General features: G+C 54.0%; 21 protein-coding genes, 1 other RNA gene and 1 pseudogene. 10 read left to right on the top strand and 13 right to left on the bottom strand.

Annotated elements, in window-relative coordinates:
- The first annotated feature begins 365 nt into the window (after nt 1-365).
- Together MO867_RS02405 and MO867_RS02400 are read left to right on the top strand one after the other, a co-directional pair.
- Entirely contained in the window at nt 366-1,247 is an 882-nt protein-coding gene (locus MO867_RS02405) for a hypothetical protein (RefSeq protein WP_252464350.1), read from the top strand.
- 450 nt (nt 1,248-1,697) lie between these two features.
- Nucleotides 1,698-2,573 (top strand): hypothetical protein, encoded by an 876-nt coding sequence (locus tag MO867_RS02400; protein ID WP_252464349.1) that lies wholly within the window; start codon nt 1,698-1,700, stop codon nt 2,571-2,573.
- A gap of 57 nt (nt 2,574-2,630) precedes the next feature.
- Here the strand turns inward: MO867_RS02400 and greA are convergent, their stop codons facing one another.
- The 7 genes and pseudogenes from greA to dapB all read right to left on the bottom strand — a co-directional run bounded on the left by greA (nt 2,631) and on the right by dapB (nt 11,122).
- On the bottom strand, nt 2,631-3,107 hold the full coding sequence (gene greA, locus MO867_RS02395; protein ID WP_252464348.1) for a transcription elongation factor GreA: 477 nt from the start codon (nt 3,105-3,107) through the stop codon (nt 2,631-2,633).
- An 84-nt stretch (nt 3,108-3,191) separates the two neighbouring features.
- Nucleotides 3,192-6,419 (bottom strand): carbamoyl-phosphate synthase large subunit, encoded by a 3,228-nt coding sequence (carB, locus tag MO867_RS02390; protein ID WP_252464347.1) that lies wholly within the window; start codon nt 6,417-6,419, stop codon nt 3,192-3,194.
- Between the two features lie 113 nt (nt 6,420-6,532).
- Nucleotides 6,533-7,681: a glutamine-hydrolyzing carbamoyl-phosphate synthase small subunit gene (gene carA / locus MO867_RS02385; protein WP_252464346.1), complete on the bottom strand. Its 1,149-nt coding sequence runs from the start codon at nt 7,679-7,681 to the stop codon at nt 6,533-6,535.
- A gap of 331 nt (nt 7,682-8,012) precedes the next feature.
- Nucleotides 8,013-8,588 carry a YfiR family protein gene (locus MO867_RS02380; RefSeq protein WP_252464345.1) on the bottom strand — a complete coding sequence of 192 codons (576 nt, stop codon included), beginning with the start codon at nt 8,586-8,588 and terminating at the stop codon, nt 8,013-8,015.
- Between the two features lie 171 nt (nt 8,589-8,759).
- Nucleotides 8,760-9,668: a 30S ribosomal protein S6--L-glutamate ligase gene (rimK, locus tag MO867_RS02375; protein WP_252464351.1), complete on the bottom strand. Its 909-nt coding sequence runs from the start codon at nt 9,666-9,668 to the stop codon at nt 8,760-8,762.
- A gap of 81 nt (nt 9,669-9,749) precedes the next feature.
- Nucleotides 9,750-10,223 (bottom strand): annotated as a pseudogene (locus MO867_RS02370) (ATP-dependent zinc protease family protein); the annotation flags it as partial.
- An 83-nt stretch (nt 10,224-10,306) separates the two neighbouring features.
- Nucleotides 10,307-11,122 carry a 4-hydroxy-tetrahydrodipicolinate reductase gene (gene dapB, locus MO867_RS02365; protein ID WP_252464344.1) on the bottom strand — a complete coding sequence of 272 codons (816 nt, stop codon included), beginning with the start codon at nt 11,120-11,122 and terminating at the stop codon, nt 10,307-10,309.
- A 231-nt stretch (nt 11,123-11,353) separates the two neighbouring features.
- Here dapB and MO867_RS02360 point away from each other — a divergent pair, with 231 nt between their 5' ends.
- Nucleotides 11,354-11,809 carry a hypothetical protein gene (locus MO867_RS02360; protein WP_252464343.1) on the top strand — a complete coding sequence of 152 codons (456 nt, stop codon included), beginning with the start codon at nt 11,354-11,356 and terminating at the stop codon, nt 11,807-11,809.
- Nucleotides 11,810-11,897: 88 nt separating this feature from the next.
- On the opposite strand, the gene dnaJ is transcribed toward MO867_RS02360, so the two are convergent.
- The 3 genes from dnaJ to grpE all read right to left on the bottom strand — a co-directional run bounded on the left by dnaJ (nt 11,898) and on the right by grpE (nt 16,030).
- Nucleotides 11,898-13,025, bottom strand: a complete 1,128-nt coding sequence (gene dnaJ, locus MO867_RS02355) for a molecular chaperone DnaJ (protein WP_252464342.1) — start codon at nt 13,023-13,025, stop codon at nt 11,898-11,900.
- Nucleotides 13,026-13,260: 235 nt separating this feature from the next.
- A complete protein-coding gene (gene dnaK / locus MO867_RS02350) occupies nt 13,261-15,219 on the bottom strand; it encodes a molecular chaperone DnaK (RefSeq protein ID WP_252464341.1) in 1,959 nt (652 codons plus the stop codon).
- Nucleotides 15,220-15,337: 118 nt separating this feature from the next.
- Nucleotides 15,338-16,030: a nucleotide exchange factor GrpE gene (gene grpE, locus MO867_RS02345; protein WP_252464340.1), complete on the bottom strand. Its 693-nt coding sequence runs from the start codon at nt 16,028-16,030 to the stop codon at nt 15,338-15,340.
- A 180-nt stretch (nt 16,031-16,210) separates the two neighbouring features.
- Here grpE and recN point away from each other — a divergent pair, with 180 nt between their 5' ends.
- Both recN and MO867_RS02335 read left to right on the top strand, forming a co-directional pair.
- Nucleotides 16,211-17,881, top strand: coding sequence for a DNA repair protein RecN (gene recN / locus MO867_RS02340; protein ID WP_252464339.1), 1,671 nt, complete (start codon nt 16,211-16,213; stop codon nt 17,879-17,881).
- A 272-nt stretch (nt 17,882-18,153) separates the two neighbouring features.
- Complete coding sequence (locus tag MO867_RS02335; protein WP_252464338.1) at nt 18,154-18,759, top strand: 1-acyl-sn-glycerol-3-phosphate acyltransferase; 606 nt, start codon at nt 18,154-18,156, stop codon at nt 18,757-18,759.
- 79 nt (nt 18,760-18,838) lie between these two features.
- Here MO867_RS02335 and fur read toward each other — a convergent pair whose 3' ends face one another.
- Complete coding sequence (gene fur, locus MO867_RS02330; protein ID WP_252464337.1) at nt 18,839-19,249, bottom strand: ferric iron uptake transcriptional regulator; 411 nt, start codon at nt 19,247-19,249, stop codon at nt 18,839-18,841.
- A gap of 278 nt (nt 19,250-19,527) precedes the next feature.
- On the opposite strand from fur, the gene MO867_RS02325 reads away from it, so the two are divergent.
- Nucleotides 19,528-19,872, top strand: coding sequence for an outer membrane protein assembly factor BamE (locus tag MO867_RS02325; RefSeq protein WP_252464336.1), 345 nt, complete (start codon nt 19,528-19,530; stop codon nt 19,870-19,872).
- On the opposite strand, the gene MO867_RS02320 is transcribed toward MO867_RS02325, so the two are convergent.
- Complete coding sequence (locus tag MO867_RS02320) at nt 19,869-20,222, bottom strand: RnfH family protein (protein WP_252464335.1); 354 nt, start codon at nt 20,220-20,222, stop codon at nt 19,869-19,871. The genes MO867_RS02325 and MO867_RS02320 overlap by 4 nt on opposite strands.
- The gene (locus MO867_RS02315; protein ID WP_252464334.1) at nt 20,219-20,659 is read right to left on the bottom strand and encodes a type II toxin-antitoxin system RatA family toxin; all 441 of its coding nucleotides are present in this window, start codon (nt 20,657-20,659) and stop codon (nt 20,219-20,221) included. The genes MO867_RS02320 and MO867_RS02315 overlap by 4 nt, the downstream gene beginning before the upstream one ends.
- 195 nt (nt 20,660-20,854) lie before the next feature.
- On the opposite strand from MO867_RS02315, the gene MO867_RS02310 reads away from it, so the two are divergent.
- From MO867_RS02310 to ssrA, 4 genes are all read left to right on the top strand, one after another.
- Nucleotides 20,855-22,273 carry a sodium-dependent transporter gene (locus MO867_RS02310; RefSeq protein ID WP_252464333.1) on the top strand — a complete coding sequence of 473 codons (1,419 nt, stop codon included), beginning with the start codon at nt 20,855-20,857 and terminating at the stop codon, nt 22,271-22,273.
- A gap of 15 nt (nt 22,274-22,288) precedes the next feature.
- A complete protein-coding gene (smpB, locus tag MO867_RS02305) occupies nt 22,289-22,768 on the top strand; it encodes an SsrA-binding protein SmpB (RefSeq protein ID WP_252464332.1) in 480 nt (159 codons plus the stop codon).
- A 40-nt stretch (nt 22,769-22,808) separates the two neighbouring features.
- Nucleotides 22,809-24,155: a sodium-dependent transporter gene (locus MO867_RS02300; protein WP_252464331.1), complete on the top strand. Its 1,347-nt coding sequence runs from the start codon at nt 22,809-22,811 to the stop codon at nt 24,153-24,155.
- A gap of 158 nt (nt 24,156-24,313) precedes the next feature.
- Nucleotides 24,314-24,702: a transfer-messenger RNA gene (ssrA, locus tag MO867_RS02295) on the top strand.
- The last annotated feature ends 225 nt before the right edge of the window (nt 24,703-24,927 follow it).

Below are 24,927 nucleotides of genomic sequence, written 5' to 3'. Positions count from 1 at the left end.
TGGATAGACTTTTTGACGAGTTAGATCTTGACCTGAGTTGCGGAAAAGTTGCCCGCATTTACGAGCAGTACAGTGACTATGGGGCTATAGCTGTATGAAACTGTCCGAAGTGTTGCTCACTAAATTGTGACTAAAACCCTATGGAGCTGGCCACTCTTTGCATCAATAATTAAATATAACAGTGAGCAAACGGTATCACTTGACTTAATTATTGCTTATTTAAAATTGCCGGACCCAATCAAAGTCCGAGGCTCATTATTCAGTCACTATTTTCCTTAAAACGGCTAAGTAACTGACTCAAAGCGATCTTTGGCAATTGCAGCTTTCTTCAATGCACCTTGTTTCATGTAGTAGTGGCGGCATTTATGAAAATCTTTGCTCCTCAAACAGTCGTAGCGATTATCTCAACTTTTGTTGCCACTTCTGTTCTGGGTAATGACCAGACTATTCGGCAGGTACAAATCGGTATTGGCAATAGTGCTGTCGCAACGCAAAAATTTCCCCTGAATGAAAGCAATTTAATCCTTCAGGAACAAATTGGCTTTTTTAACGACGCCATTGCAATACAAACCATTGAAATAAATAGCACTATTACCCAGTATCAAACTGGCCAACATCAGTTCTCCAACATTTCTCAATCGATCGGCAGCGATAATGCCGGACAGAGTGTGCAGATTGGCTCTGAAAGTACCTCGTTCACCATTCAGTATGGTCAGGTTAATGGGTTTTCCCTGCATACCCAGGATGGGCAGGGCCAGATTGCAACTACGGTACAAACTTCAGGGGCCAATAACAGTGTCAATATTGACCAGTCTGATCGAGCTAATATCGCTGCAGTGACGCAAGCATTCAGTTTTTCCGGTAGCGCCTTTATTTCACAAAGCGGCGTGATCAACCGTGGGATTAGCGGGCAAAATGGCTTCAACAATGAAGCTTCAGTAACACAAGCCGGCGCATTAAACCGGTCCGAGCTAGACCAATGGGGTGACGTAAATTCAGCCTCAGCACTACAAGGCGGACTATTGAATACAGTGAACATACAACAAATTGGCCTGAAAAATGTCAATCAATCTACACAGATAGGACTGGGAAATACAATTTCACAGCGACAGCAAGGCGTAAACCAAATGGTGAACACTATCCAAATAGGTATTTTTAACAGTGCGCAAACTGATCAAATAACAACAGGCGCCTCAAGTACGATCCAGCAAATCGGCGGATTTAATACCAGCCAGATTTCCCAGTAAGAAAGGTGCTCCAACAAGGTCTGGCCGATTAAACAACGGGATTGAATTCGCTAGCCAAGTTGTAACCCAATGAAAGTCAGGGGTCCCAACAGAAGTCGTATTGAATATTATGGGGTAGAACTTTTTCCTCAGGGAATTACAACTTAGTTCCTATAGCTAACCCCCTTTTTTCCTACGAGAATAGTGGAAACGGAACACAATTTTGGACCCCTAAGCAGTATCAGGGAAGTCATAAAATGGATCAATCCAGCACACCCAATTTCCTTCCTCAGTGGTCGATGACCCTATATTGGCTCACGGCCCACTCTATTTACAGTGGTTCCTTTTCCCCAGGTTAGGTACTCCTGCTGTAAAACCCTTGGCGCAGGATGACGTGCCACCCGTTTCAGCCTCTCAGGCTGCTATTTCACCGTGTAATGTTCATTGAAGTTTGTAGTAATGGAGACATTCATGAAAACCTTGACCCCAATTGCCCTAGCACTCACCCTGGCTATTAGTGGAACCGCTTATGCCGGCGGCAACACTGCCACACAGGATCAGAGCGGTGGCCATAACCATGCAACTGTTACCCAGACGGGGCCTCTGACATGGAACAACACAGCCATGCAGTCGCAGTATGGTGACCACAACAGTGCAGATATTGTTCATGCGGCAGAACATGGTAGCTATGCCTATCAGTATCAGGAAGGTGACCATCATTCCGCAGAAACACTACAATCCGGCGGTATCGGTAATGAGGCGTTCAGCCTGCAGTCCGGAGCCCACAACGTTTCAGAGACACTCCAGTTCGGGCAGATCGGCAGCTATTCCATGCATGAGCAGTCCGGTGACAACCACTATGCCCTCACTTTCCAATTGGGAGGTATCGGCAACTCAGCTCAAATTACCCAGAGCGACAGCCACAACACCGCAACCGTCACTCAGGTTGCCAGCGTTGGTTCTGAGGCGGTAATCCGGCAGAGAGGTGAATTACAGAATGCTGATACCTTCCAGAGCGGCTTCGGTCACGATGCACGCATGCGCCAATCCGGCGAATCCAATGATGTTGATATTCGCCAGCTAGGTGGAGATCACTACGCCCGCATGCGTCAGCGCGGCCACAACCAGGAAGCGGACATTTCCCAGGCGGGATACGACCACAGCGCAAGGGCCCGCCAGAGCGGCCACCACAATGATGTCTATTTGGGACAGATCGGTTCTGGACATACGGCTATGGCCCACCAATCCGGGCACCATAACAACATCCTGGTCGGCCAGTTCGGCCTCCACGAGACGGCAACGGTGATGCAGTCCGGCCACGCCAACCAGAGCTACGTATTCCAGTAGAACTGGCGGCAATAAAAAAGGCGGCCAACTGGCCGCCTTTTTACAATCTACGATTGATTACAGGTGTTTGACTGCCTCGATTTCGTATTCAATCGCACCTGAAGGCGTATTGACCACCACGATATCTCCCACTTCCTTGCCTATCAACGCTCGGGCAATGGGTGAATTTACCGAGATTTTTTGCTTTTTTACATCGGCTTCATCGTCACCCACGATCTTGTAGGCCACTTCTGTATCATTATCCAAATGGATAATCGTTACCGTCGTGCCAAAGATAACCTTGTCACTGGGTTCAATCGACTTCACATCGATCACTTGTGCGTGGGACAGCTTGGCTTCGATATCCTGGATTCGGCCTTCAACAAAGCCCTGCTTCTCCCGCGCCGCGTGATATTCAGCATTTTCCTTCAAATCACCGTGTTCGCGCGCCTCAGCAATCGCCTGAACTACAGTAGGACGCTCGACTTTTTTCAGATTGTCCAGTTCCGAACGCAGCGCTTCCGCGCCTTCAACGGTCATTGGTACCCGGTTCAATGTGGGACCTCCATTATTGTTACTACGAAACCAGGTCCTGTGAGGTCACAAGGCCCGGTCGGAATTCACAAGTTGGTTTAGCAGTTAAGACAACTTAACCACGCCCTGGTGAAGGTCCTGCAACCGACGCACTTGCAGCGGTTGCTCCTGACGCATCGCCATCGCCATCGCCTGGGCCGCTGCCAGGGTGGTGGTGTAACACACCTGATGGTTCTCAGCGCTGCGGCGAATATCTGCAGAATCGCGAATCGCCTGGCGACCTTCGGTGGTATTGACTACCAATGCAATTTCATCGTTTTTAATCATATCAACGATATGCGGGCGGCCTTCACTCATCTTGTTGACGGTTGTAACGGGAATATCGTTCTCTTGCAAGACCTTGGCTGTGCCTCGGCTGGCAATGACCTCGAATCCCAGCTCTACCAAATCCCGCGCAACGCCGACGGCATCGGCCTTGTCGAAATCACGCACAGAGATAAACGCGCGTCCAGATTCCGGCAGGCGGTCGCCTGCGGCGACCAGGCCCTTATCGAAGGCTTCTGCAAAAGTTGCACCAACGCCCATCACTTCGCCGGTAGACTTCATCTCAGGGCCGAGAATCGGGTCTACTTTGGGGAATTTGTTGAACGGGAATACCGACTCCTTCACGGAGAAATAATCCGGTACGATTTCTTTGGTAAAACCCTGTGCTTGCAGGCTAATACCGGCCTGACAGCGCGCGGCCACTTTCGCCAGGGAAGTACCGATGCATTTGGACACAAACGGCACGGTACGGGAAGCGCGGGGGTTCACTTCGATCACGAAGATCTCACCGTCCTGGTAAGCCAGCTGGGTGTTCATCAGGCCCACCACGCCCAGCTCGCGCGCCATGGCTTTGACTTCTTCGCGCATACGATCCTGCACATCGGCCGGCAGGCTGTAGGGCGGCAGGGAACAAGCGGAGTCACCGGAGTGCACACCGCACTGTTCGATATGCTGCATGATGGCGCCGATCACAACGTCCTGGCCATCGGATACCGCATCGATATCTACCTCGATGGCAGCATTGAGGAAGTGATCCAGCAGTACCGGCGCATCGTCGGAGACCTGTACCGCTTCTTTCATGTAGGTAAACAGTTCGTCTTCTTTGTAGACGATCTCCATGGCACGACCGCCCAGTACATAGGAGGGACGCACCACCAGCGGGTAGCCCACATCTTTTGCTGCCTGGATAGCTTCGGACACAGAGCGCACGATGGCGTTTTTCGGCTGTTTGAGGCCCAGACGCATAATCATCTGCTGAAAGCGCTCGCGGTCTTCGGCGCGATCGATCTGCTCTGGCGAGGTACCGATAATGGGCACACCTTCGTTAGCCAGATGACGTGCCAGATTCAGCGGGGTCTGGCCGCCGAACTGTACGATCACGCCTTCCGGCTTCTCTTTGGCAACGATTTCCAACACGTCTTCCAGAGTGACCGGCTCGAAGTAGAGGCGATCGGAAGTATCGTAGTCGGTGGATACTGTCTCGGGGTTACAGTTGACCATGATGGTCTCATAACCGTCTTCACGCATGGCCAGGGCCGCGTGCACACAGCAGTAGTCGAACTCGATGCCCTGACCAATACGGTTGGGACCGCCACCGAGTACCATGATTTTCTTCTTGTCAGATGGCTCCGCTTCGCACTCTTCGTCGTAAGTGGAGTACATGTATGCGGTGGACGTGCTGAATTCAGCCGCGCAGGTGTCCACGCGCTTGAACGACGGGAAGATGCCCAGTTTATGGCGCAGTTCGCGGACCGTCTTCTGACTCACACCGAGCAGGTCTGCCAGGCGGCGATCGGAGAAGCCTTTGCGCTTGAGGAAACGCATGTACTCTTGCGTCAGTGCCGAAGTGGGCAGCGACTTGAGCGGTTGCTCAATTTTAATCAACTCTTCGATCTGTACCAGGAACCAGGGATCGATAGCAGACAAGTCGAACACATCATCAACGCTCATACCCATGCGGAAGGCGTCGCCCAGATACCAAATACGCTCGGCACCGGGTATGGAGAGTTCGCTGCGCAGACGGTTCTCGGCACCGTCCTTACTGGGATCAATCTTACTTTCCAAGCCGAAGCTGCCCACCTCCAGACCGCGCAGGGCCTTCTGCAGGGATTCTTGGAATGTACGGCCGATCGCCATCACTTCACCCACGGATTTCATCTGGGTGGTCAGGCGCGCATCGGCTTCACCAAATTTCTCGAAGGTGAAACGCGGAATCTTGGTGACAACGTAATCGATAGATGGCTCAAAGGACGCCGGAGTAGCGCCGCCAGTGATATCGTTCTGCAACTCGTCGAGGGTGTAACCCACTGCCAACTTGGCGGCAACCTTGGCGATCGGGAAACCCGTGGCCTTGGAGGCCAGCGCCGAGGAACGGGATACCCGCGGGTTCATCTCAATCACTACCACGCGGCCAGTTTTCGGGCAGACGCCAAACTGTACATTGGAGCCGCCGGTCTCAACGCCAATCTCGCGCAATACCGCGATCGAGGCGTTGCGCATCAGCTGGTATTCCTTATCGGTCAGCGTTTGTGCTGGAGCTACGGTGATGGAGTCGCCAGTGTGCACCCCCATCGGATCAAAATTCTCGATGGCGCATACGATGATGCAGTTGTCGTTCTTGTCGCGCACGACTTCCATCTCGTACTCTTTCCAGCCGAGCAGGGATTCGTCAATCAGCAGTTCGTTGGTGGGGGAGAGATCGAGGCCACGTTTACAAATCTCTTCAAATTCCGGCCAGTTGTAGGCCACACCGCCACCGGAGCCCCCCATGGTGAAGGACGGACGGATAATAACCGGAAAGCCAAACGCTTCCGGAACCTTCTTCGCCTCATCCATGGAGTGCACGATCTTGGCGCGTGGTGTCTCAAGGCCGATCGCCTTCATCGCCTGGTCGAACAGATTACGGTCTTCCGCTTTCTCGATGGCGTCTTTGTCCGCACCGATCAGCTCGACATTGAATTCCTTTAGGATGCCGTGCTTATCCAGGTCCAGGGCACAGTTCAGTGCCGTCTGGCCGCCCATGGTGGGCAGGATAGCGTCGGGGCGCTCCTGCTCGATAATCTTGGCGACGGTGCGCCATTCCACCGGCTCGATATAGGTGGCATCGGCCATGGCCGGATCGGTCATGATGGTGGCCGGGTTAGAGTTCACCAGGATGACCCGATAACCCTCTTCGCGCAGCGCCTTACAGGCCTGGGCACCGGAGTAGTCAAATTCGCAGGCCTGGCCGATAACGATGGGGCCGGCGCCGATAATCAGAATGCTATGGATATCTGTGCGTTTTGGCATCTTTCTTCCGTTCTACTACCGGCCCGGGCCGGCTGCGCTTAATTTCTATTCGTGTCTTGTTAAAACCGCCGCAAAAGCGGCGGTTGTTCGCCCTACCCTGGGCTGCTGCGCCCTTAGGCGCGCTCTTTCATCAAATCGATAAAGTGGTCGAACAGTGGCGCCACATCATGTGGGCCTGGGCTCGCTTCCGGGTGTCCCTGGAAACTGAAGGCCGGCTTGTCTGTCAGGCGAATGCCTTGCAGAGTGCCATCGAACAGGGACTTGTGGGTAACTTCCACATTGTCCGGCAGACTGTCCGCATCCACTTCAAAACCGTGGTTCTGTGCAGTGATCATCACCTTGGTGCTGTTCAGATCCTGCACCGGGTGGTTACCACCGTGGTGGCCAAACTTCATTTTGGCCGTCTTGCCACCCACCGCCAGGCCCAACAGCTGGTGACCCAGGCAGATGCCGTAGGTGGGAATACCAGCGTCAAGGATTTTGCGGATCGCAGCAATGGCGTATTCGCAGGGCTCGGGGTCACCGGGACCATTGGAGAGGAAAACGCCGTTGGGATTCATTGCCAGCACTTCAGACGCCGATGTCTCCGCCGGTACCACGGTGATATCACAACCGCGATCCACCAGCATACGCAGGATATTGCGCTTCACACCGAAATCGTACGCCACCACTTTGAAAGGTTGCTCCGGCGCAGTCTTGTGCCCTTCGCCCAACACCCAGGTACCCTCGCTAAAGGGATAGGCTTCTGTGGTACTGACAACTTTGGCCAGATCCATACCTTTCAGGCCGGCAAATTCCTTCGCCTTGGCCAGGGCGGCTTCGCGGTCGATATTATCGCCAGCGACGATACAGCCACTCTGTGCGCCTTTATCCCGCAGCAGGCGGGTCAGGCGACGGGTGTCGATATCGGCGATACCGACGATATTGCGTTCACGCAGGTAGTCTTCCAGAGATTGCTCACTGCGAAAGCTGCTGGCGAGCAGCGGCAAATCGCGAATCACCAAGCCGGCGGCCCAGATATCGGCGCACTCTTCGTCTTCCTGGTTAGTACCCGTGTTGCCAATATGCGGGTAAGTCAAAGTCACAATCTGACGGGCGTAAGAGGGATCGGTCAGGATCTCCTGGTAGCCGGTCATGGAGGTGTTGAACACCACCTCGCCAACAGAACTGCCATGGGCACCGATTGCGCGTCCTTCAAAGACGCTACCATCAGCGAGCACCAGCAGCGCGGGAGTTGTACTCTGCATAAAGTTGTGGGGCATGAAAGCCTCCGAGGTAGGGACAGCTTTAGTCAAATTGAACTCCAATCTTCAGAACTGCTTCCGGGCGGGGTTTGCGGGCTTCGGAGCACGCGGGCTCCTGACTGGTGCGCGCATAAAAAAGCGAGATGAAACGTCGCAGCTTCATCTCGCTTTAAAAATATTTTCACGCGTGGCTCTCACAAAGTGGCCGACGCTTGCCGTCGGCTTCCAGGGGGCTCACGCTGCGTGAATATCGTCTCGCGACACCGACCCAAATCGGGCGCAGATTCTACGCGAAATCACTTCTGGACGCTAGTGCAAAAATACGTCAGTCGACATTTACTCAATGGTCTCACTCTGGCTCTCGTCCGAGACGAAAAAGGCTACTACCCATCTTCAGTTCCGCCTTTTCCAGCATGGTCTTGTTCATACGCAAGGCCACCTCCCTGCCGCTATCGGCAAACTCTATCATGCCGCCGGTTGCAGCAAACCGCTCGGCATCACTGACCGTGAGTACCGGGAAAAACTCCAGTGCAACCAGTGCCTTGAGCAAAGTGTCCCGATCCATGGTGCCCAGCACCACAATTTGGCACTTGCGGGCCCGCAACATCTCTTTCGCATCAATTGTTTCAAGCTTCACATCGCGTCCATCAATGCGATGATTTTTAAAGCGCTTTGCCAGGGGATCACCGAGGGAATCGCCCCCCATCAGACACACTTTGAAAGGCGCATTACTGTTTTTGAACGCATTGACGGGCCACTGCAGGTGATAGGCAAAGTGGACGATGTACTCCACCATCACCTTCCGCCCCAAAGGCGTATCGGAGAGCTGTACCGCCGCTTGGACAGGCCCGCTAAGTGGCGCCGCCAACAGGGCGACAGTTAAAGAGAAAATGGGACGGAAAGAGCGGAAGTTGTATATCTTCATTGAAGCTCAAACCCTGCGGTTTATACCTCCCTATTGGAGGCTGCGGTGGGCTGATGCCTACGGCTGCCGACCACCGCCGCGGCTCTATTTACACGCCAGGGGAAAGTCCGGCCGCTCATTGAGATTAGCCCAACGCACAAGCCCCCGCCGGGGGCCTGGAACTGAAAGCGTTTAACAGTCTTGCGCGATCACCGCCGGGCGCCACTTCAGTGCTTTTTCGATCGATATAATCATGGCGCCCGCCACATCTTTGCGCGTAGCGCTCTCGATCCCCTCAAGCCCTGGCGATGAGTTCACTTCCAGCAGCAGTGGCCCCTTGCGTGATCGGATAATATCCACACCGGCCACCTTGAGCCCCAACACCTTGGCCGCCTTAATCGCCAGGCGCTTCTCCTCCGCAGTGACCTTGACGACCGAGGCCGTCCCGCCTTGATGGATATTCGCGCGAAACTCTCCCGGCGCAGCCTCCCGCTGAATCGAGGCCACCACGCGGCCATCAATAACAAACAGTCGCAGGTCCTTACCCTCTGCCTCGCGGATAAATTCCTGCACCAACAGGTTGGCTTTCAGAGATTTGAATGCATTGATTACTGACTCCCCCGCCTTGCGGGTCTCCGCCAACACCACGCCGCGCCCCTGGGTACCTTCCAGCAACTTCACCACCAGCGGCGCGCCCCCCACCATTTCAATCAGTTCATTGGTATCCACCGGAGAGTTTGCAAAACCGGAGGTAGGTATATTCAGTCCGCTTTGCTGCAACAACTGCAGAGAGAAAAGCTTGTCCCTCGACTGACTGATGGCAGCCGAACCGTTGAGGGCAAAAATATCCAGGCTTTCAAAGTGCCGCGTCAGTGCACATCCATAAAATGTCTGACTGGGGCGGATACGCGGGATCACGGCATCCAGATTGTTGAGAATACGGCCATCGCGGTAGTGCACTTCTGGCTCGTCGGGATCGAGCTTCATATAACACTGGCGGATATCGAGAAAGCTCATACGGTGTCCGCGCTCCGCACCTGCCTCCATTATGCGGCGGTTACTGTACAGATCCGGATTGGAGGCCAGCAAACCGATACGCAGGCCGGTACCGGCGATATGGTGCTCATCGCGATAGTATTCATCCAGCTGGCTCGGAGGGATTTCACCGAGGCAATACTTCTCCGAGGGATCCACCAACATCCGCCCCATCATGGCCTCTCGCCCCAACAACATGCGATAGCCCATGCTGTCTCGATTGGTCAGGGTTAACTCAATATCCCAGACGCTGCCGCCTATTGATAGACCAGTGCGGATCACCGGGCGTTTCTCGCTCTCGCCAGACGAGCTGCGCACCAGACGCTTATCCAGAAGCCTGGCCTCGCAACGCACTGAGGGGCGCCGCTGATGCTGCAAGGGATGCGCTTCAAAGCTTACCCAGGGTTCACCATCGCGCTTAAAGGTATGAATGTTATAGGCGTGCAAGCAGGAGGTCTTGGCACCCGAATCGACTCTCGCCTGAATCGCCGGGATACCGAGCGAGGGAAACCCACACCACTCTTCACTACCGACAATCAATTTCTTTTCCAATCGAAATTCCTCAAAAGGGATTACAGGATGACCGGTCGAACGAGTGCCGCCAGACTTACCAAGTTTCATCCACCAAAATGGCGAACGAATAAAAGCCATACAATATTTTCACGCCCCCCCGCAGACGCCGAACTTCATTGTTTGAACCAAAATTAGTTCAGCCCGAGCACATCACGCATATCGTAATGTCCGGGTGCACGATGACCTTCCGCGCCCCCCGATAGCCACAGCGCAGCACGTACCGCACCGCGAGCAAAGGATAGGCGACTACTGGCGCGGTGATTAATTTCAACTCGCTCACCCTCTGCCAGAAACATCACCGAGTGCTCCCCCACCACATCACCGCCGCGCACCGTAGCAAAACCGATAGTCTCCCTATCTCGCACCCCCGTCTGACCCTCGCGACCATAGACCGCCACTGTACCCAGATCGCGTCCGAGGGTGTCGGCCACCACCTCCCCCATACTTAGAGCCGTACCCGAAGGGGCGTCCACCTTGTGGCGGTGATGGGCTTCAACAATTTCGATATCCGCCTCCTCTCCCATCACCCGAGCTGCCGTTTCCAGCAACTTGAAACACAGATTTACACCGGTGGAGAAATTGCTCGCCAGACACAGCGGTATTTTTTCTGCCTGAGCCAACACGGACGCTTTATCCTCTGCATCAAATCCGGTAGTACCAATCACTATCGGGAGATTGTGGGCAGCGCAGTAGGCAGCGTTATCCACCGTCACCTGGGGCGCGGTAAAGTCGATCAGAACATCAAAGTCTGCCTTTTCCAAGCAGTCGACAATAGCCAGGCCATTGCGGCCAAGACCCGATACCTCACCAGCATCGGCCCCAACTAAACTGGAGCCCGGCCGGACGATGGCGGCGGAAATCTCAGCTTTTTCTGACAGTGCTAAAGCTTCGGCCAGTGCTCGGCCCATTCGTCCACTAAATCCAGTAACCGCAATTTTTACCGCCATCTCACCACTCCAATCCGTATCCATAGGGCTCTGGATTCTACCTCGCACCCGGTATAGCGCATAGATACCAGAGAGGCGTGTGCGCTGATTAGCGATGGACCAGGATAGCGGTCTGGCTTCCGGCAAGAGAAATATAAAGTTTTTATTTAATAACCAAGTGAATGATCACCCCAAAAGCACTAGTAATGGCCACTGCTACGCTTTACGAAGAGGGGTAAATGGAGCGCCAACATGCGACTGATGATTCTGTCCAACCACCTGCCACACTTATTGGTGGTCGTTATATCTTTGAGCTTGGCTTTTGGCAGCACACCGGCATCCGCCCAGCAACAAAGCACCAGTCCAGACTTTTGGGAGAAATATGATGATATTACTGATTGGGTGACGCTGCGTTTGCAGCTCACTCCCGGTCAGGAAAAAACCGTACTGCCTATTATGCAAAAGAGCTTTGCCAAGAAAAAAGCGGTATTGGAACGCTACGGTTTATTGAGTGGCACCAAAATCGTACTCACGCCAAAACAGCGCGGCGAAATTGGTGCTCAATTGGCAGCGATTAGCTTGCAGGCTCGCAAGGAACTCGAGGGGACTTTAAATAAAGTACAGATGCGCGAGGCGCAAAAAATTCAACAGGAATTTCTGAGTGAATTCGCCGCCAGATTGAGAGCGAGAACCACCCAAAAAAATTGACCCGAAAGCAAGGCGCTTTCAGGTCAGAGAGACATCAGCCTACAAAATCGTATTGGGGGTAATCGTTTTTGCAGGCGCTGATGCCAATTTAAAGTTTCATATCCCCAAAGAAACTTTTCACACCTTCAAACCAGCCAGTTTGACGCGGTGAGTTTTTCTTTTCGCTGATAGTATTGGCAAAGTCCTGCAGCATCTCTTTTTGTTTGCTGGACAGGTTGACCGGCGTTTCCACCACCACACGACACAACAAATCACCAGTGGCACCACCGCGCACCGGGGCAACCCCTTTGCCACGCAAGCGGAACAGTTTGCCGGTTTGGCTCTCTGCGGGGATTTTCAGTTTCACCTTCCCTTCAAGGGTGGGCACTTCCAGTTCACCACCCAGCGCCGCAGCTACAAAGCTGATTGGTACTTCACAGTAAAGGTTCTTACCATCGCGCTGAAACAGCTCGTGCTCTTTCACTACGACCTGCACATAGAGATCACCAGCGGGCCCACCATCGGGTCCTGCTTCGCCTTCACCAGAGAGACGGATGCGATCGCCAGTGTCTACACCCGGGGGTACTTTCACCGATAGGGTCTTGGTTTCCTCTACCCTACCACGACCGTGGCAACTGCCACAGGGATCGGATATCGTGGTGCCGCGACCGCGACAATTGGGACAGGTTTGCTGCACAGAGAAGAAACCCTGCTGCATACGAACTTGGCCGGCACCACCACAAGTGCCGCAAGTTTGCGGCGAGGAACCCGGCTTGGCACCGGAACCAGTGCAAGTGCCACAGGAAGCCAGGGTCGGAATTCGGATTTTGACGGTCGTACCGCGCACCGCATCTTCCAGGTCTAGCTCCAGGTCGTAGCGCAGGTCGGAACCGCGCGCAGGGCCACCGCGACGGCCGCCACCACCACTGCCGCCGAAAATATCGCCGAATACATCGCCAAAGATATCGGAGAAGCCACCAAAACCACCGGCTCCGCCACCGCCCATCTGGCCTTCCACGCCGGCGTGGCCAAATTGGTCATAGGCAGCGCGTTTCTCGGAATCCGACAAGACTTCATAGGCCTCGTTGGCTTCCTTGAATTTGTTTTCCGATTCTTTGTCATCGGGGTTGCGGTCCGGGTGAAACTTCATTGCCACCCGGCGGTAAGCTTTCTTCAGCTCTGCATCCGAAGCGCCGCGCTCGACGCCGAGGACTTCGTAATAATCGCGTTTCGACATAAAACTATGTTCTCTGGTCCGGCATCAAGAACGGCCAAACTCTCTTTCTACTTCTCAGTCCTTAACCAAACCCCGCAAATTATCCCTGCGGAGCCCTGCCAAACCGCTTAAGCGCAGCCCATATTGGCAGGTACCTGAAACAACACAGGGCGCGGGCCTTTAAAATAAGGCGCCGCGCCCTTGAAGTTTTCTGGAGGTCACTATAAAAGTGGCCGCCAGAATTGCAAGCGAACGCTTACTTACTTTCTTTTTTGTCGTCCTTTACTTCTTCAAACTCGGCGTCTACCGCATCATCACCTGCGGAAGACTGCTGCTCGCCACCCTGGGCGCCGGCATCAGCGGCACCTTCAGCACCTTCAGCACCAGCAGCCTGAGCCTGCTCGGCGTACATCTTCTGCGCGACCGGACCGGAAGCTTCGGTCAGCTTGGTGGTCGCAGCTTCCATAGCCGCCTTGTCGTTGCCTTTGACAGCTTCTTCCGCTTCGGTGACAGCCGCTTCAATTGCGGACTTTTCTTCAGCGGTGGCTTTGTCGCCAGCTTCTTCCAAGGTTTTCTTGGTTGCGGAGATCAGGCCGTCGAGGGTGTTGCGGGTTTGCACCAGCTCTTCAAACTGCTTATCTGCTTCGGCATTGGCCTCGGCATCCTGAACCATCTGATCAATTTCGTCCTCCGACAAGCCGGAAGAGGCCTGGATCACGATGGACTGCTCTTTACCCGTGGCCTTGTCTTTTGCGTGTACGTGCAGGATACCGTTGGCATCGATATCGAAAGTTACTTCGATTTGCGGCATGCCGCGCGCTGCCGGCGGGATATCGGCCAGGTCAAAACGCCCCAGGGACTTATTCTGAGCAGCCTGTTTGCGCTCACCCTGTACCACGTGAATGGTTACCGCAGTCTGGTTGTCATCCGCGGTGGAGAAAACCTGAGACTTCTTGGTGGGGATCGTGGTGTTCTTGTCGATCAGCGGAGTGGCAACGCCTCCCATGGTTTCGATACCCAGGGTCAGCGGGGTAACGTCCAGCAGCAGTACGTCTTTTACATCACCAGACAGGACCGCACCCTGGATAGCAGCGCCCACGGCAACGGCTTCGTCCGGGTTAACGTCTTTGCGCGGCTCTTTACCGAAGAATTCGGTCACTTTTTGCTGAACCATTGGCATGCGGGTTTGACCGCCGACCAGAATGACTTCATCGACACCGGAAGCGGACAGGTCGGCATCCTGCAGAGCGATTTTCAGCGGCTCCAGAGAGCGGGCTACCAAATCTTCCACCAGGCTTTCCAACTTGGCGCGAGTCAGTTTAACAACCAAGTGCTTAGGACCGGTGGCATCTGCAGTGATGTACGGCAGATTGACTTCGGTCTGCTGACTGGAGGACAGCTCGATCTTGGCTTTTTCCGCAGCTTCTTTCAGACGCTGCATGGCTAGGGGATCGCCTTTCAGATCGATGCCCTGGTCTTTCTTGAATTCTTGCGCCAAGTAGTCGATCAGGCGCAGGTCAAAGTCTTCACCGCCGAGGAAGGTGTCACCATTGGTGGACAGCACTTCGAACTGCTTCTCGCCGTCTACGTCGGCAATTTCGATGATGGAGATATCGAAGGTACCCCCCCCCAGATCGTATACCGCTACAGTGCGGTCATTGCCCTGTTTGTCCAGGCCGTAGGCCAGAGCTGCGGCAGTCGGCTCGTTAATAATACGTTTAACGTCCAGACCTGCGATGCGGCCGGCATCTTTGGTCGCCTGGCGCTGGGAGTCATTAAAGTAAGCCGGTACGGTAATTACCGCAGCGTCTACCTTCTCACCAAGGAAATCTTCCGCAGTCTTTTTCATTTTCTTCAGGACTTCGGCAGAAATCTGCGGCGGCGCTTTCTTGTCGCCCTTCACTTCTACCCAAGCGTCGCCGTTGTCAGCTCCAGCGATGGTGTAAGGCACCATCTTGATATCTTTCTGAACAACGTCATCTTTAAATTTACGGCCAATCAAACGCTTAACCGCAAACAGAGTATTTTGGGGATTGGTCACCGCCTGACGCTTGGCAGACTGGCCTACCAGAATTTCGTTGTCGTCAGTGAAGGCAACAATTGAAGGTGTAGTGCGATCGCCTTCGGCGTTCTCGATTACACGCGCTTTGTCACCATCGAGTACCGCTACACAACTGTTAGTGGTACCCAGGTCGATGCCGATAATTTTTCCCATCTGTAAAATCCTCATTTGGTGCGCGCAGCCAGCTCTGTTTGCAACGCGCGAATAATTCCTGATGTCAGCTATATTGGTGCCGGACGCTAAAATTCAAGGCCACTTTACATTTCTGCCGTTACGGCGCTTTGCTGACCACCACCATGGCCGGGCGCACCAGGCGACCGTTAAGGCGATAACCTTTTTGAAACACCTCAAGCACCGTGTTGGGCTCCACCTCCCCATTGGGCACCTGGGTCATTGCCTGGTGCAGTTCGGGATCGAAGGGCTCACCGGCGGGGTCGACCACTTCCACAGAGTTTTTCGTCAAGGTTTCAACGAAAGATTTGTGGGTCAGTTCAACGCCTTCTACCAGCGCCTTATTGGCCGCATCAGAGCTATCGGCAGACGCCAGAGCGCGCTCCAGGTTGTCCGCAACCGGCAACAAATCCTGCAACATCTTTTCCACCGCAAATTTGCGCGCGCGCTCGACATCCTGCTGGGCACGGCGGCGAGCATTCTGCTCCTCCGCCTGGGCGCGCAATGCCATATCTTTATGAGCGGCTAACTGCTCTTGTAACTTGATAATTTCATCGTGCAGGGCGTCGGCACTTTCGGCCTCCCCCTGCAAAGCTTCTTCTGCGAGCTCACGCTCTACTGAAGAGGGGTCTTCAACCTCGGCGGAAACTGCCTCATCGGTAACTGGTGCGTGCTCATCTGCCAGTGTTTCCGGCTGCACCCCTTCTCTGCTCTGATCTTCTTCGCTGCGCTCTCTGGCCACTGCTTTCTCCGTCGCGTCGACTCTGTCAGTAATATGAGTTGGGCCCGTCATGCGGGCACTGCAGGCTATATGGGGACAACACCGCACAGTTCAAGTGGTTTTTCGCGCTGGCGCACATCCTCAGAGTAATGTGGCCCCGCACCTATAGCTAACCAGAAGCGAATACTGTATAAATAACCACTAACTGGGCCCTGGAGCCCGCCGATCAGAAAGGACACAAAAGCGATTTCTATGTTGCTGCATCTGTCTATCAGCCAATTTACCTTGGTGGATCAACTGGAGTTAGAGTTCGGTCCCGGTACCAGCACCCTGACCGGCGAGACCGGCGCAGGTAAATCCATTACTCTGGATGCCCTCGGGCTCGCCCTGGGCGGTCGCGGCAGCGCCGAGCTCGTACGCGCCGGTGCCCACAGGGCGGATATTAGCGCCACTTTTGATATCACCGAGCACCCCAGCGCCGCAGCCTGGCTCGAATCCCAGGAACTCGACGCGGGGCTAGAGGTTATCCTTCGCCGCACGATTGGTACCGACGGCCGCTCACGGGCCTATATCAACGGCCAGCCGGTTACCCTGCTGCAACTGCGCGCCCTAGGCGAACAGTTGATCGATATCCACAGCCAACACGAACACCAGTCGTTGCTCAAGAAGGACACCCACCGGCGCCTGTTGGACGATTTTGCTCAAGCTCAGGAGCTGTCTGCAGAAACCCGTAGCCGCTTTAAAATCTGGCAGGATCACTACCGCCGCTATCGCAGTCAGGCTGACAGCGCAGAGGAAGCGGAGGCCCGTCGTCACCTGCTGCAATACCAGCTCAAAGAGCTGGAGCAGCTGGATTTAAGTGAGGGGGAGATCGAATCCCTGGAGAGCGAACAGCGCCAGCTGGCCAATGCCGGAGAAATTCTCAGCGGCAGCTATCAGTTAGCTGCCTTTTTATCCGGTGGCGAGGGAGATATTACCGAGCAGCTCCACCGGGCCCTGCAGCTGCTTTCGGCCATGCCTGGGCAGGCGCCCGCTCTGGCAGAAGTGGCGCAAATGCTCGACAGCGCGCGAATTCAAGTTGATGAGGCTGCCGCCACCCTATCCCGACACATCGACCGCTTCGAAATGGACCCGGAACGCCTCTCTGAGGTGGAAGACCGGCTAAGCGCCATCTACCAAGCTGCGCGCAAGCACCGTGTGCAACCGCAAGAACTGCCCGCCCTGCAGCAACAATTGCAGGCAGAGCTTGATGATATCGGCAGTGAGGATGCTCTGGAGCGCCTCGCCGCCGACTGCGAACACCTAGAACAGCAATTCCGCACCACCGCTGGCAAATTGAGCACACTGCGCGCCAAAGCGGCTCTCACTTTAGCGGAGGCGGTCAACTGTCAGCTGGCCGACCTGGCCATGCCTCACGCCCGTGTAGAACTGTCACTTCAGGCCCTTGCCGCCCCCAACAGCTGTGGCCTGGAGGAGGTGGAGATCTTGATTTCCACCAACCCCGGCCAGCCGCCACGTCCACTGGGCAAAATTGCTTCTGGCGGTGAGCTTTCCCGGGTCAGTCTCGCCATTCAGGTAGTGACCGCACAGACCTCTCGCACCCCCACTTTGGTATTCGATGAAGTGGATGTGGGTATCGGTGGCGCCACCGGTGATGTGGTCGGACGACTGCTGCGCCAACTGGGAGAGGCCCGCAACGGCCGCAGCGGCCAGGTGATCTGTGTAACCCACTTGGCTCAGGTAGCCGCACGGGCGCATCGCCAATATCTAGTGGAGAAACACAGTGATGGCGAGCGTGTATTTGTGGCCTTGCGCGAACTCACCAATGGCGAACGCCGCGAAGAAGTTGCGCGCATGCTGGGCGGTGCACCTACTGAGCAATCACTGGCACACGCCGAAGAAATGCTCACCAGGGCACCCTAGTTTTAGCCGGGCTGGCGACGCCAGCCCGGCTACCCTGCCCACTCTTAACAACAAGGAACCGTGGCACCAAAAGGTAAAAATGGCACTTTTCGGTAAGCAACGTTATCGCATAGATCAATAAATAACCGCTACACAATTCGGCGAAACAGTCGGATTAGCGGTGATATGTGCCGTTTTAGCACAAAAGGACCAGATATGACTGGGAGTGGCGGCTAAAGTCACCCTATACTTGGCGGCTTGTTTATCGATGTTGAGTAGTCCCGGTCAAGCTTATGCAGAGAACAATTTTCAACACTCCTATTGTCACTCCTGTCCTGCGCCTGCTTGCGAGGGTACTGCTAAAACTGCACGGGTGGCGTGTTAAGGCTGATCAGCAGTCTCTCAAACTCAAGCAGTACGTATTGATCGGCGCCCCCCATACCACCAACTGGGATGGCTACTACTTTATTCTGGCTGCGCTCAAACTGAAGATGACACCTCAGTGGATGGGCAAAGACAAACTGTTTACTTTTCCCCTGGGTGTTCCGATGCGTTGGTTTGGTGGCATCGCCGTAGATCGCACCAAAGCCAACAATCTGGTGGATGCTACCGCCAGACAGTTCAAGCTTCGCAAAGAGCTGGTGATCGCTATTCCTCCCGAAGGCACCCGCAGTATCACAGAGCGCTGGAAAACAGGCTTTTACCATATCGCGCGCAGCGCCAAAGTCCCGGTGGTATTGGGATTTATCGACTTTCCCAAAAAGGAAGTGGGCATTGGACCTATCGCACAATTTGGGGAAAATCTGGAGGCGGAGCTGATAAAGTTGAAAGAATTCTACGCGGACAAGATTGGCAAATTCCCGGAGCTCTATACCCCGCCCTGCCAACCGCAGCCATAGAAGAACATTGACAGACCTTGACCACTGACCTTGACCACTGACCTTGAAAGGGTGCGGTGAATACCGCACCCAAAACACTCTACTTTTCTTTTTCCGTCACATAGAGCACCAGGCTGTGTCCAGTCAGCTCGTAGCCGTGCTCATCGGCAATCTGTCTCTGCAGCTCTTCGATTTTCTCATTGTGAAACTCAATAACCTTACCGGTATCGGTACACACCATATGATCGTGATGCTCACCGCGATCGAGCTCAAACACTGAATGACCACCATCGAAGTTATGGCGTACAACCAGACCCGCGCTCTCAAACTGGGTTAACACCCTGTACACCGTGGCCAGACCAACATCCTCTCCCGCTTCCAGCAATAACTTGTAGACATCCTCAGCACTCAGATGCTGCTCACTGGTGTTTTCAAGCAATTGCAGAATTTTCACTCGCGGCAGAGTGACCTTGAGGCCAGCCTTGCGCAATTCCTGGTTTTCGTTCGACATGAATCAATATTTCCCGACAGGATTTTAAAAGTTATCCGTAGTTATCAAAGCCCGCTATTACACTCTAAAGACGAATCCGACCCTGAAGTCCCGTCTGTCAGCGAGCCGACTCTTCAGGTATTATCCCATGCCCTACGGAGTCAGAGGAACCCCGGCCTGCACAGCAAGGGCGGAACATGGAAGCAGAGGAACTTTTTTCTCCTGCTTCGGCCTAAACTGACTGCTTGAAAGAAGTCAGCGCGAGAGCTGCCGTTTGAAACCGAATAATGGAGCAATGAATGCCGCCTAGTCTGAGATTTCTCACTATCGCCTTCCTGTGCACCCTGCTGGGCGCCTGCACACTGGTCAAGTTCCCCGGCGTACACCGCATTGAAGTACAACAGGGCAATATCATTACCCAGGAGATCGTGGACCAGCTGAAGCCGGGCATGACCCGCCGTCAGGTACAGTTTGTTTTGGGCACCCCGTTACTGGAGGACACTTACAGTCCCAACCGCTGGGATTACGTCAATCGCCTCCGCGACAAGAAGGGCAATATTACCCAGAAAAGCTTCAGTGTTTACTTTGATGAAGACTCCCTGGTATCCACCAGCGGCGATTGGGTACCGGCGGATTGGCCCTAAGGGGGCGCTCCCTCGGCCCCTTTTTTCTTTTCGGCCAAACGCTTAGCCTTTTCGGCGCGCTGCTTGCGCGCCTCTTTGGGATCTGCGATCAGGGGGCGGTATACCTCAACCCGGTCACCGGGCTGGAGCACATAACTTTCTGCTGTTGCCAGCCCCTTGCTTCCCAACACTTGGCCAAAGATACCCATCTTGGCGGTATCCGGGTGCACCTCAGGGTATTCTTTAGGGATTCCGGAGCGAATCAGCGCCTCCCTTGCAGTTGTCCCTTCCACCACCAGCAAACGCATCAAGCGTTGCTCATGGGGTAACGCATATACCACTTCCACCGAGATCGTTTTCTCTTCTGTCATTCGGGCTTCCCGTAAATGTCCTCAGCGCGCTCACACATAACCGCCACCATTTGATTGGCCAGGTCGCTGAAAATTTTTCCCGCTGCTGCTGCAATCAAACGATTTTTCATCGCAAAGGAAAGGGTGAAACTCACTTTGCAAGCGTTTTCAGCCAGTGGAGTGAACTCCCACAACCCCTTAAATTGCTCGAAAGGCCCATCTACCAAAGTGAGCGTCATGCTCTGGGGACGTACCAGCTGATTGCGTGTTACAAAGCTCTGTTTGATCCCCGCGCGGGACAGATCCAGGCGCGCCTCCAACGTTGTCTCATCGCTGCGAAGAATCTCCGCCCCACGGCAACCGGGTAAAAACTGCGGATAGCTGGCCACATCATTGACCAGATCAAACATTTGTTCTGCGCTGTACATCACCAGCGCACTGCGTTCTATTTCAGTCATTCCTGCTGTCTAATCCAGTCCGCCAGGCAAAATTACCTGGGATTGCTATTGAACGGCTAATTTTGCCAGCCGACGCTACTCAAGCAAGACAATTCCTGTAACAATCGCATTTTTTACCGGTGGGCCACTTTTTTAGCCCGACCGCAGTATCAAAAAAACTACAAGCATTCATAAAAAATAATAGCGAGAGTACTTATGACCGCAGTGAGAGAGCATTTTGGGTCAAGGCTGGGGTTTATCCTGGCCGCTGCAGGTTCCGCCGTAGGCATTGGCAATCTGGTAGCATTCCCCGTGGCGGCCACCAAAAGTGGAGGTGGCGCCTTCTTACTGGTCTATGCTCTCTTCGTATTCTTTATTTGCCTGCCGGTCATGATGGCTGAACTGGCCTTGGGACGCAGCTCCGATAAAGACCCGGTCGGTGCTTATCGGACAATTTCCAAGGGCTCCAAACTGTGGAGTATTCCCGGCTGGTTCGCCCTGATCACCCCGTTTATGATCGCGGTGTTCTATTTAGTGGTTACCGTCTGGGTAATGGGCTATCTGGTGGAGACCCTGTTTGGCAATCTGGACAAACTCGCCAGCCAAGATTTCTTTATTCAATTTATTAATACACCACAGATATTTGCCTATCTAGTGGTCCTGATGCTGATTATTAATGCCATTCTCGCTATGGGTGTTAAAGATGGTATTGAGCGCGCAGCCAAAACGCTGATGCCAATGCTGTTTGTGATGCTCCTGGGGTTGGTATTTTTTGTACTGACACTAGAGAACGCAGCGCTCGGCCTTAAATACTATCTGGTACCAGACTTCAGCAAAATTGATGGCACCGTCATCAGTAAGGCCATGGCCCAAGCGTTCTTTTCCCTATCTCTGGGCATGGGCATCATGATCACCTACGGCTCCTACATGAAGAAGCGGGATTCAATTCCCGGCTCCTCCCGTGCAGTTGCAATTACCGACACTTTAGTCGCCTTTACTGCCGGCCTGCTGATACTGCCGAGCATTTTCCATTTCAATCCGCAGATCGATCCGTCTGAACTGAGCGACTCCTCCGCAGGTATGATCTTCCTGTTCCTGCCGAAAATCTTCCTCGCCCTGCAAGACAGCATCGGTTATGTTGGAGCCAGTGCGGTAGCGGGGATCTTCTTCTTTCTGGTACTGGTAGCAGCGATCACCTCTCTGGTTTCCATTATCGAAGTACCCATCGCCACCCTGCGTGACGAGCGCGGCATGGAACGCAAGAAAGCCATCTATGTCATTGCAGCCGTTCAGTTTGTGCTGGCCATCGCTTGCGCCGTATCATTCGGTATGGCCACATGGCTCACTGATTTTGTGCAGCTGGCTGGCGTCAACAAGTCGTTCTTCGATTTGATTGAGATCATCTTCTACGACACCATCCTGCCCTTAAACGGCCTGCTAGTGTGTTTGTTCGTGATCTACAAATGGAAGAAAGCCAATTTTGATAAAGAGCTGCAAGAAGGTGACAGCGACTTTGCCGGCTCGTTTTCGCAAAAATACGTTAACTTCTCCCTGGGCACTTTTATCCCATTGATATTGCTGTTGATCTTTATCAATACCGTTGCCCTGAAGTTTTTTGGATACAGTTTTATTTAGTCACTCATAGTTTTCATGGCCAAGAAAAAGAAAGCACAAACATCCAACACCATCGCCCTTAACAAGAAGGCCCGCCACGACTATTTCATTGAGGAAAAGTTTGAGGCGGGCGTAGAAATGCAGGGCTGGGAAGTCAAAAGCTGTCGGGAGGGCAAAGCCCAGCTGACCGACAGCTATGTCATTTTTAAAAACGGAGAAGCCTGGCTGCTGGGTGCGAACATCCAACCCCTGCCCAGCGCCTCCACCCACTTTGTCACCGAGCCCGACCGTACCCGGCGCCTGCTGCTCACCAAGCGCGAATTAGCCAAGCTGATTGTCGCCGTTGAGCAAAAGGGCCACACGGTGGTTGCCACCGCCATGTATTGGAAAGGGCATTTGGTGAAGTGTGAAGTCTGCCTGGCCAAGGGTAAGGCGAGCCACGACAAGCGCGAAACTGAGAGACAGCGCGACTGGAACCGCGAAAAGCAGCGCCTGATGCGCGCTACGCACAGATAGTGCACAGTGAACTATTAGAAGAATAATTACGGGATTTACCATGAGTGCACCGCGAGGACAATTCACCTCGAATATTGGCTTTTTGATGGCTGCGGCGGGTTCCGCCGTTGGTCTTGGCAATATTTGGGGCTTTCCGACCAAGGCCGCCAGCAATGGCGGCGCCGCCTTTGTAGTCGCCTATTTATTTTTAGCTTTTGCGCTCGCCTACCCAGCTCTAATGGCCGAACTCACCATCGGACGCCACGCACGGCGCAATATGGTGCAGGCCTTGCGCTCAATTTCCAACGGCCCTATCAGCCGCTTTTTCGGGGGCCTAACCGGCTTCGGCGGTATTCTGGTCGCCTCCCTGATCTTAAGCTTCTACGCCATTGTGGCCGGCTGGATGGTCGCCCACCTGGCCGAGCCTTTCGCCAGCCTGTTCGGTGCCCAGGAAGCCGCACAGTGGCTATCCAGCAACAGTGTCGACCGCAACCTGATCATGACTGCCATCTTCAGCGGCCTCACCATGCTGATCATCGCCAGCGGCGTTGAGAAGGGGATTGAGCGCTGGTCCACTCTATTGATGCCATCGCTGATTATTCTGCTGCTATTGCTTATTTGCTACGTACTCACCCAACCCGGCGCCCTCACCGGTTTGGAAGTGTACCTGATGCCCAACTTCGATCACTTCACGCCGGATCTGCTGATCTCCGCCATGGGCCAAGCCTTCTTCTCCCTGTCACTGGGTGTGGGCACCATGCTGATCTACGGCTCCTATTTGAGCCAGCAGGAGAGCCTACCGCGCCTCGGTGCCCTGGTGACCTTGATCGATGTCGGTATCGCCTTTACTGCGGGCCTACTGATCCTTCCTGCCATGTATGTGGCCCAGGAAGCCGGCACCCAGATCTTCTCAGCCGAAGGTGTCCTGATTGCCGGCCCCGACCTGATTTTGCAAGTTCTGCCTGCGCTATTCGACACCATGGGGGAAGCCGGGGTATTCGTAAGCATCGCCTTCTTCGCCCTGATGGTCATCGCCTCCCTTACGTCCTCCATCTCTATGCTGGAAGTCCCGGTGGCCTTTTCTATCGAGAACCTAAATATCCCACGGCGTATCGCCACCCCAATTGTTGGCCTGATCATCTTCGGCGTCAGCAGCGGTATCATTTTCTACTTTGACAGCCTGTTCTTACTAGCAGTGACCATCAGTACTGAATACGGACAGCCCCTGCTCGGCATTGCCCTGTGTATTTTTGCCGGCTGGATCTGGCGCCGCGACCAATTGCTGGCAGAACTGAAAAAAGGTCACGAAGATATTGAGCACACCCTGTTCTGGAAAATCTGGCCCTGGTATGTGCGTATCGTCTGCCCACTGTTGATCCTGACCGCCTTTGTCCAGTCAGTGGTGTAAGTATCTAAACATCTCCCGGCGGCATCTCCCCGCCGGGAACTCCCCTACTGCTCTCCAAATCCCGACTACTCTGGTCGCTCAACCGGTCATTACATAAAATTTATTACTAAAGTGAAATTTAAGGTATACTTAGATGACACACGAGAGTGTTTCTTATCGGGGATGACTTGGATTCGACGCCGGTGACGAAACCTTGGGTGCATGCCGTGATGGCAGCCAATCACGTAAATCCAAAGCTGTATTTTATTAGTTGCCAACGACGACAACTACGGTGCCCAACTGGCTGCGTAAGCAGCTTGTGAAGCACTAACTAAGGGTTCGCCCTTAGCAGCCTTCAGTAAGGTTCCAGTACCGCGCTGCAGACTGTCATACAGAACTGGATCGCCGCAAACCATATCCGTGGGTAAGCGGTTAAACAACTTACGGAATCGCCCTATACGTCCTGACCGCCGGGCTGTAATGGGTTAAATCAATAGACGGAGCTAAGCATGTAGAGCCTCTGGCAGAGTGCTGACGGACGCGGGTTCGACTCCCGCCATCTCCACCAAATACGAAACCCCAACTGTTATCAGTTGGGGTTTTTTATTGCCTACACCCCGCGCTACAGGCCTTATGTGGCAAGGGCTTACGGACTTCCCGCCATTTCTTACCACGGACTTTTCAAGGCAAATATTCTCTGAATCGCCGAATACTCTCTGCGCCTCTCCCCACCTCGAATAGCCAAAGTCCATGACCAGAGAACAGAGAACCCTTTAAAATCAGTAGCTTATTA

It is taken from the genome of Microbulbifer okhotskensis (assembly GCF_023895975.1).
GTDB lineage: Bacteria > Pseudomonadota > Gammaproteobacteria > Pseudomonadales > Cellvibrionaceae > Microbulbifer > Microbulbifer okhotskensis.
Note: the sequence above shows the minus strand (reverse complement) of the source record. Positions and strands in the feature narration are given on the sequence as shown.

Bases quoted from the DNA above. Each gene is read 5' to 3' on its own strand.
- dnaJ (WP_252464342.1), bottom strand. From the start codon at position 13,025: ATGTCGAAACGCGATTATTACGAAGTCCTCGGCGTCGAGCGCGGCGCT.
- smpB (WP_252464332.1), top strand. From the start codon at position 22,289: ATGGCCAAGAAAAAGAAAGCACAAACATCCAACACCATCGCCCTTAAC.
- MO867_RS02310 (WP_252464333.1), top strand. From the start codon at position 20,855: ATGACCGCAGTGAGAGAGCATTTTGGGTCAAGGCTGGGGTTTATCCTG.
- carB (WP_252464347.1), bottom strand. From the start codon at position 6,419: ATGCCAAAACGCACAGATATCCATAGCATTCTGATTATCGGCGCCGGC.
- dnaK (WP_252464341.1), bottom strand. From the start codon at position 15,219: ATGGGAAAAATTATCGGCATCGACCTGGGTACCACTAACAGTTGTGTA.
- dapB (WP_252464344.1), bottom strand. From the start codon at position 11,122: ATGGCGGTAAAAATTGCGGTTACTGGATTTAGTGGACGAATGGGCCGA.
- carA (WP_252464346.1), bottom strand. From the start codon at position 7,681: ATGCCCCACAACTTTATGCAGAGTACAACTCCCGCGCTGCTGGTGCTC.
- MO867_RS02405 (WP_252464350.1), top strand. From the start codon at position 366: ATGAAAATCTTTGCTCCTCAAACAGTCGTAGCGATTATCTCAACTTTT.
- MO867_RS02320 (WP_252464335.1), bottom strand. From the start codon at position 20,222: ATGACAGAAGAGAAAACGATCTCGGTGGAAGTGGTATATGCGTTACCC.
- recN (WP_252464339.1), top strand. From the start codon at position 16,211: ATGTTGCTGCATCTGTCTATCAGCCAATTTACCTTGGTGGATCAACTG.
- fur (WP_252464337.1), bottom strand. From the start codon at position 19,249: ATGTCGAACGAAAACCAGGAATTGCGCAAGGCTGGCCTCAAGGTCACT.
- MO867_RS02335 (WP_252464338.1), top strand. From the start codon at position 18,154: ATGCAGAGAACAATTTTCAACACTCCTATTGTCACTCCTGTCCTGCGC.
- MO867_RS02325 (WP_252464336.1), top strand. From the start codon at position 19,528: ATGCCGCCTAGTCTGAGATTTCTCACTATCGCCTTCCTGTGCACCCTG.
- grpE (WP_252464340.1), bottom strand. From the start codon at position 16,030: ATGACGGGCCCAACTCATATTACTGACAGAGTCGACGCGACGGAGAAA.
- MO867_RS02400 (WP_252464349.1), top strand. From the start codon at position 1,698: ATGAAAACCTTGACCCCAATTGCCCTAGCACTCACCCTGGCTATTAGT.
- MO867_RS02380 (WP_252464345.1), bottom strand. From the start codon at position 8,588: ATGAAGATATACAACTTCCGCTCTTTCCGTCCCATTTTCTCTTTAACT.
- MO867_RS02300 (WP_252464331.1), top strand. From the start codon at position 22,809: ATGAGTGCACCGCGAGGACAATTCACCTCGAATATTGGCTTTTTGATG.
- MO867_RS02315 (WP_252464334.1), bottom strand. From the start codon at position 20,659: ATGACTGAAATAGAACGCAGTGCGCTGGTGATGTACAGCGCAGAACAA.
- MO867_RS02360 (WP_252464343.1), top strand. From the start codon at position 11,354: ATGCGACTGATGATTCTGTCCAACCACCTGCCACACTTATTGGTGGTC.